Annotated in this window: 5 protein-coding genes and 1 pseudogene; 3 read left to right on the forward strand and 3 right to left on the reverse strand. The window is 71.1% G+C overall.

Annotation, left to right across the window (positions count from 1 at the left end; translation table 11 throughout):
* Positions 1-95: 95 nt before the first annotated feature.
* The 3 genes and pseudogenes from E1292_RS48735 to E1292_RS52045 all read right to left on the reverse strand — a co-directional run.
* Positions 96-779, reverse strand: a pseudogene (locus E1292_RS48735) (M20/M25/M40 family metallo-hydrolase); the annotation flags it as partial.
* Positions 780-1117: 338 nt separating this feature from the next.
* Positions 1118-2278, reverse strand: a complete 1161-nt coding sequence (locus E1292_RS48740) for a serine hydrolase domain-containing protein (RefSeq protein ID WP_132606612.1) — start codon at positions 2276-2278, stop codon at positions 1118-1120.
* A gap of 19 nt (positions 2279-2297) precedes the next feature.
* The gene (locus E1292_RS52045; RefSeq protein WP_165975155.1) at positions 2298-2453 is read right to left on the reverse strand and encodes a hypothetical protein; all 156 of its coding nucleotides are present in this window, start codon (positions 2451-2453) and stop codon (positions 2298-2300) included.
* Between the two features lie 207 nt (positions 2454-2660).
* Here E1292_RS52045 and E1292_RS48745 point away from each other — a divergent pair, with 207 nt between their 5' ends.
* The 3 genes from E1292_RS48745 to E1292_RS48755 all read left to right on the forward strand — a co-directional run bounded on the left by E1292_RS48745 (position 2661) and on the right by E1292_RS48755 (position 6915).
* Positions 2661-4991, forward strand: coding sequence for an ATP-binding protein (locus tag E1292_RS48745; RefSeq protein WP_246090983.1), 2331 nt, complete (start codon positions 2661-2663; stop codon positions 4989-4991).
* A gap of 121 nt (positions 4992-5112) precedes the next feature.
* Positions 5113-5610 carry a hypothetical protein gene (locus E1292_RS48750; protein ID WP_132606614.1) on the forward strand — a complete coding sequence of 166 codons (498 nt, stop codon included), beginning with the start codon at positions 5113-5115 and terminating at the stop codon, positions 5608-5610.
* 210 nt (positions 5611-5820) lie between these two features.
* The gene (locus E1292_RS48755) at positions 5821-6915 is read left to right on the forward strand and encodes an LLM class flavin-dependent oxidoreductase (protein WP_132606615.1); all 1095 of its coding nucleotides are present in this window, start codon (positions 5821-5823) and stop codon (positions 6913-6915) included.
* Positions 6916-6918: the final 3 nt, after the last annotated feature.

Below are 6918 nucleotides of genomic sequence, written 5' to 3' on the forward strand. Positions count from 1 at the left end.
GACCCGCCCTCCCGGGTGTAGAGCACCTCGCGCTCGAAGGCGCGTCCGAGTGCGCGGGTGACCGCTCCCACCGCCGGATGGCTGAGCGGGGTCAGGGCGTGCCCGCGCTCGCCGTGCGTGGCGCGAGAACCCGCGGTGGCCAGCCATTCCCCCTCGTCGAAGGGGAGCCTGGCGAACAACTCGCGTTCGGCGTCGCCGAGATCGGCGACGCCGTCGTAGAAGCCGGGGACGGCCACGCGGCCGTCGTCGTCGTGCAACCTGCCGAGAGCTCGGCACAGCTCAGTGAGCGGGTTGGGCACCGCGCCGCCGAAGGAGCCGGAGTGGATGTCGTTGTCCGGGCCGCGGAAGACGACCTCGGCGGCCAGCATTCCGCGCATGCCCGTGCAGGTGGTGCGCACGTCCTTCGACCACATGCTGGCGTCGGAATTGACCACGACGTCGCAGGACAGCCGCCCGGCGTACGTCTCGATGAGAGTCTGGAAGTGCGGCGAGCCCGACTCCTCCTCGCCCTCGACGAGGATCTTCAGGTTGACCGCCGGTGCTGCGCGTCCGCCCGCCGCGAGATGCGCCCCCAGGCCGAGAGCGTGCATCAGCATCTGGCCCTTGTCGTCCGAGGCTCCCCTGGCGTGGATCGCGTCGCCGCGGACGCTCGCCTCGAACGGCGGCGTGTCCCACAAGTCGGCCGGCCCCGCCGGTTGCACGTCGTGGTGGCCGTACACGAGGACCGTGGAGGCCTGCGGGTCGCCGGCGGGCCATTCCGCGAAGACGGCCGGGGATCCCCACGCTGCTCGACGGCGCCGCCGTCTCCGCCACGATGCTCGTCGTCGGGGTCATCAGCTCGGTGGGCGCGGTCGTCTCCCTGGCCATGGCACCCGAGACGCACGGCCGTGCCCTCGGCGAGACCGCCGAAGGGTAGCCGTCCGGCGGGCGACCGGCCCAAGCCGGTCGCCCGTGGCGTCGGGACATCCGAATCCCCGCTTCCGTCGAGGACCTGTGCGTCGCCGCCGGGGGCCACATCCGTGTGAGGCGGCACCGAGAAGCCCAGCACAGGCACGGCCGCGGCGCCCAGCTCACCCCCTGAACAGCGCGTACCGCCGGGACGTTCTCACGCTCTCTGTCAGCAGAAGGCGGCGGTAGCGGCCCGCTGGAGAGCGGCGATCACCCGCTGGTAGTCCGCGCCGAAGAAGTCGCGGTGCGTGACCGACAGGGACACATGCCGCCGTCCGTCCTCCGAGTGCAGCGACTGGGTGGAGAAGCCCTGGATGCCGCCGTCCTTGCCCCACACCGTCACCCCGCACTCCAGCGGCAGCCGCACCACGCCGAGACCGTCCCTGCCGCCGTCGGGACTCCCGGTCTCGACAGTGGTCTTCATGGCCTCCAGCTGCGCGGGCGGGAGCAGTTCTCCACCGAGCAGGGCCGCGAAGAAGCGGTTGAGGTCACCGGTGGTCGAGATGATCTCACCGGCCGCTCCGGCCCAGGACGGGTTGAGGCGCGTGACGTCGACGGATCGCACGCTCCCGCCAGGTTCGGCGACCTTCAGGTAGCCGTGGGCGTGGGGTCCCGGGATCGCCGTCCGCGTGCCGGGAACGGACGTGTGCCTGAGCCGCAGCGGCCGGAGGATGCGCCGCTCGACCTCCTCCGCGTAGGTGTGGCCGGTGACCTTCTCGATGATGAGGCCGGCCAGGACATAGTTGGTGTTGGAGTAGTGCCAGTCGGTCCCGGGCGGGAAGTAGGGCGGGTGGCCGGCGGCCATGCGCACGAGGCGCTCCGGCGTGTACGTGGCGAAGCGCACCTTGGTGAGGAACCCCTCGCCCCTCATGGGCAGCGCGTCGGTGTCCTCCAGGTACTCGCGTAGACCGGAGGTGTGGTTGAGCAGCTGGCGGACGGTGATGTCGCGGCCACCTGGCACCAGGCGGGGCAGGTGGCGTTCGACCGGGTCGTCCAGGCCGACGCGCTGCTCCGCTACGAGCTGGAGCAGGACGGTGGCCGTGAACGTCTTGGTGGTGCTGCCGATGCGGAAGCGGCCCTGCGCGGGCACGGGCCGCCGCTCGCCCAGCTCTGCGGTGCCGCTGACGCCGCGCCACCGCCCCCGCGTGTCGATCACCTCCGCCTGCGCGCCCACCGCCCCCGCCTGGACGATGGCGTCAAGTGACCGCTGCAGATCCGCACGCGGGCCCGTCGTCGCGCTGCTCTGTGCCGCCGGCACGAGTGCCAGGGCCAGCGCGGCCACCGGGACGAGGCGCCACGCGCGGCGCGTCCTGTACTTGCTCGATCTCATCGGGAACCCCTCGAACGTGTCATGTGGTGTCGCGTGTGAGCCGGATCGGGTGCGTCAGCGACACGGTGACCCGGTCGCGCGCCGAGGGACAGCCTTGAGTCGTCCGCCACTGCAGCCCCAAGGCCGCCACGGCGATCGACGGGACGGCACCGGCGATCCGGAGCTCTCTCATCACGCCCCACCACGCTAGGAACGACCCGGCTGCGCCGCCTCCCCCCGGTGGGGGAAGCCGCGGGGGAGGGTCCGGGTCGCGCGAGCAGCAACCGTCGTCTCACCGCACCGCAGACAGATTTCGAATCGGCCGCCACATAACCTGGTTAGGTCTGGTCCATTTCACGCTGATCCGCTGGCGCGAACCGGTTACAGGGCAATGGTGACTGTGGTGACGACGACCATCTCCAAGGGGCGACCGGTGTCCCGGCTGCCGGTCGAGGTGACGAGTTTCGTGGGGCGCCGGCGCGAAGTGGCCGAGGTCCGGCGTGTCCTCGGCGCGGCCAGGGTGGTGACGCTGACGGGCGTCGGAGGCGTCGGCAAGTCCCGGCTGGCCCTGCGGGTCGCCGCGGAGGCCAGGCCGGCCTTCCGCGACGGTGTCTTCCTGGTCGAGCTGGCCGGGCTGGAGAGCCCGCAGCTGCTTCCCAGGGCGCTGGTCAGCGCCCTGGAGATCCGGGACCAGTCCGCACGCCCGCCGATGGACACCCTCATCGAGCGGCTGCTTGACCAGCAGATCCTCGTGGTCCTCGACAACTGCGAGCATCTCCTTGACGAGTGCGCCCTTGTCGCCCAGACGATGGTGCGCTCCATCGCCGGCCTGCGGATCCTGGCCACCAGCCGGCAGGCGCTGGGCATCGCGGGAGAGCAGGTGCTGACCGTGCCGACGTTGTCGCTGCCCGAGCCGGACCCGTCGGGACCGCGCGCGGGATCCGTCAGCACCCACCCGGACGCGGTGCGGCTGTTCGCCGACCGGGCCATGGCCGTGCTGCCCGGCTTCACCGTCACCGAGTCCAACCGTGAGGTCATCGAGCGGATCTGCCGCCACCTGGACGGCATCCCGCTCGGGATCGAGCTGGCGGCCGTACGTCTGCGGTCGCTCTCCATCGAGCAGCTGATGGCCCGCCTGGACAACCGGTTCCAGCTGCTCACCGCGGGAAAGCGGACCGCGATGCCGCGGCAGCAGACGCTGCGGGCGCTGATCGACTGGAGCCACAGCCTGTGCACCGAGAAGGAACAGCTGCTGTGGGCCCGCGCCTCCGTGTTCGCCGGCGGCCTCGACCTGGAGGCCGCGGAGGCGGTGTGCTCCGGCGACGGCATCGACCGCGACGAGGTCATCGATCTCGTGGCGGGGCTGATCGACAAGTCAGTGCTCGTCCGCGACGACCGGTCGCCCGCGGTGCCGACCGTGCGTTACCGGCTGCTGGAGACCATCAGGCAGTACGGCCGCGAGCGGCTCGCTGCGATGGGGCAGGAGGCGGCGCTGCGGCGGCGGCACCGCGACTATTTCCGCGGCCTCGCGGCCGGCTACCGCGCCAACGTCTTCGGACCCTCCCTGGTGACGTGGTCCGCCAGGCTGCGAGCCCACCACGCCAACCTGCGCCGGGCTCTCGAGTACTGCTTCGCGGATCCCCAGGAGGCCCCTACCGGGCTGGCCATGGCCGCCGACCTGTTCCACCAGTGGGCGGCCGGCGCGTACCTGGGCGAGGGGTGCGAGTGGCTGGACCGAGGGCTGGCCGCGGCCCCCGAGCCGGACGAGGTGTACGCCCGGGCCCTGTGGTCCCGCGCCTGGCTGGCCATCATCCAGGCCGACGTCGACTCCGCCGAGACGATGCTGCGCGAGGCCGGGGCGATCGGCGCGAGGCTCGGCGACGAGTCGGTGCAGGCGTACGCGGCGCTCTGCTCCGGAATGATCAGGATGTACCGGGGCGATCCCGAGCCCGCGGTCACCTGCTACGAGAGAGCCGGTGCCCTCCACCGCGCGGTGGGCGACCACATGGGGCTCGCGCTCTCCCTCGTCTGGACCTGCCTGGCCCGCTCCTTGCGCGGCGACTCGGCACGTGCCCTCTCCGCGGGCGAGCGGTGCATCGCGCTCTGCGACACCCACGGCGAACGCTGGGTCAGGTCCTACGCGCACATGGCGCTCGGCGTCGAGAGCTGCCGCCACGGCGACACCCGGCGGGCGGCGGCGTATGCGAAGGAGAGCCTGCGGTTCCAGCGGACCATCGACGACCTGCTGGGAGTCAGGTTCAACATGGAGGTGCTGGTGTGGATCGCCGCCTCCGAGGGGCGGCACGAGCGGGCGGCCGTGCTGCTGGGCGCGCTCCGGACCGTCCGCCGGATGATCGACGTCATGCCGCTCGAATATGTCTACGTTTTGCGCCACTACGACGATTCCGAGGCACGCATCCGCGAGGCGCTCGACGAGGCGAAGTTCGAGGAGGCCGTCAGGCGGGGCTCTCGGCTCTCCTACGACGAGGCGCTCGCGTACGCGCTGGAAGAGCACGCGTCCCGCGCCGGCAGAACCGCCTCGGCACAGCCGCTGACCCGTCGCGAGATGGAGATCGCCCGCCTCGTGGCCCGCGGCATGAGCAACAAGGAGATCGCCGCCACCCTGGTCATCGCGCAGCGCACCGCCGAGGGACACGTCGAGCACATTCTGACCAAACTCGGTTTCACCTCCCGCACCCAGATCGCCGTCTGGGTCACCGACCAGGAACGGTGAGCGGATCGCCTTCGCCCGCCCTACGGTGCTGCTTTGTCACATTTTCGCGTCGTAAAGCGTCTTTTAGGTAGCCATGTTCTGAGCCGAGCTGACGCTCTCTTCCTGCACGAGGTGATTCCCCTTGCCATCCACTCCGGACGCCTCCTACGCCGACCCGAGATTCTTGCGGATCGACGTCGACGCCAGCGAAGGGCTCGTTTCGATGGGCACGCGACTCCTGCACACGCTGCCGTCGTTCCACGGCTCGATCTACCTGCGCCCGGCCGGATCGCTGGCCGGCTTCGCGCTGAGCTTCCCACTGCCGCTGCCGTACCGGGAAGAGCCGCCCGAGCTGGTGTGGGAGGCGGTGGAGCTCCCTGCGAGCCGGCTGCCGCAGGAGGTCAGCGGGCAGAGCAGCCTGCGGCTGGGGCGGCGGCGGGCCTTCGCGCGCGTGTCGGCCCTGTGCGCGGAGGTGCCCGGGGGGCGCTCCGGCCGCCCGTACCTGAAGATCGTGCTGGAGGCGCGGCTGCCGTCGCTCGCGCTGCGCTGGCCATCCGCGACCTGGCACCGGCTGCGGCCGGCCAGGCTCAGGCTCTTCACCGAGATCCGCCCAGAGCCGACGGGGACGAGCCTGGCGTGATCCCGCGGGCGATGATCGCGGTCGCCGGGCGCGGCGCGCACCGGCGGGTGCACGGGCCTGCCGGCGTCAACGCGCTCTGACCCTCGTCTCCGCGGCCGGCGTCTTCCGCTCGGGGCTCGTCCGCGGGTGATGGCGGATGATGGAATATCGGGACGGGCTTCGGCGCTACCTCTATCGTCAAACTTTCAACAGTCATGGATGGTGACTAAGGTGCAGTTCGGGATCTTCAGCGTGGGCGACGTGACCACCGACCCCACCACGGGCCGGACGCCGACCGAGCACGAGCGCATCAAGGCGATGGTGACGATCGCACTCAAGGCCGAGGAGGTCGGCCTCGACGTGTTCGCGACGGGTGAGCACCACAACCCGCCCTTCGTGCCGTCCTCGCCGACCACCATGCTCGGCCACATCGCGGCCAGGACGGAACGGCTGATCCTTTCCACGGCCACGACGCTCATCACGACCAACGACCCGGTGAAGATCGCCGAGGACTACGCCATGCTGCAGCACCTGGCGGACGGCCGGGTGGACCTCATGATGGGCCGGGGCAACACCGGGCCGGTCTACCCGTGGTTCGGCCAGGACATCCGGCAGGGCATCCCGCTGGCCATCGAGAACTACGCGCTGCTGCACCGGCTGTGGCGCGAGGACGTCGTCGACTGGGAGGGCCGCTACCGCACGCCGCTGCAGGGCTTCACCTCGACGCCGCGCCCGCTCGACGGGGTGCCGCCGTTCGTGTGGCACGGCTCGATCCGCACCCCCGAGATCGCCGAGCAGGCCGCCTACTACGGCGACGGCTTCTTCGCCAACAACATCTTCTGGCCGAAGGAGCACTTCATGCGCCTGATCAACCTCTACCGGCAGCGATACGCCCACTACGGTCACGGCACGCCCGAGCAGGCCATCGTCGGGCTGGGCGGCCAGGTGTTCATGCGCAGGAACTCGCAGGACGCGGTGCGGGAGTTCCGCCCGTACTTCGACAACGCCCCCGTATACGGCCACGGGCCGTCGCTGGAGGAGTTCACCGCGGAGACGCCGCTCACGGTGGGCAGCCCGCAGCAGGTCATCGACAGGACGCTGAAGTTCAGGGAGCACTTCGGCGACTACCAGCGGCAGCTGTTCCTCATGGACCACGCGGGTCTGCCGCTGAAGACGGTGCTGGAGCAGATCGACCTCCTCGGCGAGGAGGTCGTGCCCGTGTTGCGCGAGGAGTTCGCCAAGGGCCGCCCCGCCGAGGTGCCCGACGCCCCGACCCACGCCTCCCTGCTCGCGGCGAGGGACTCCGGCGCGCCCGTCACCGCCTGACCC

Source organism: Nonomuraea deserti, assembly GCF_004348685.1.
Classification (GTDB): Bacteria; Actinomycetota; Actinomycetes; order Streptosporangiales; family Streptosporangiaceae; genus Nonomuraea; species Nonomuraea deserti.

What these genes read in the sequence shown, in the direction of transcription:
- E1292_RS48740 (WP_132606612.1), bottom strand. Translation starts at nt 2,278, where the DNA reads ATGAGATCGAGCAAGTACAGGACGCGCCGCGCGTGGCGCCTCGTCCCG.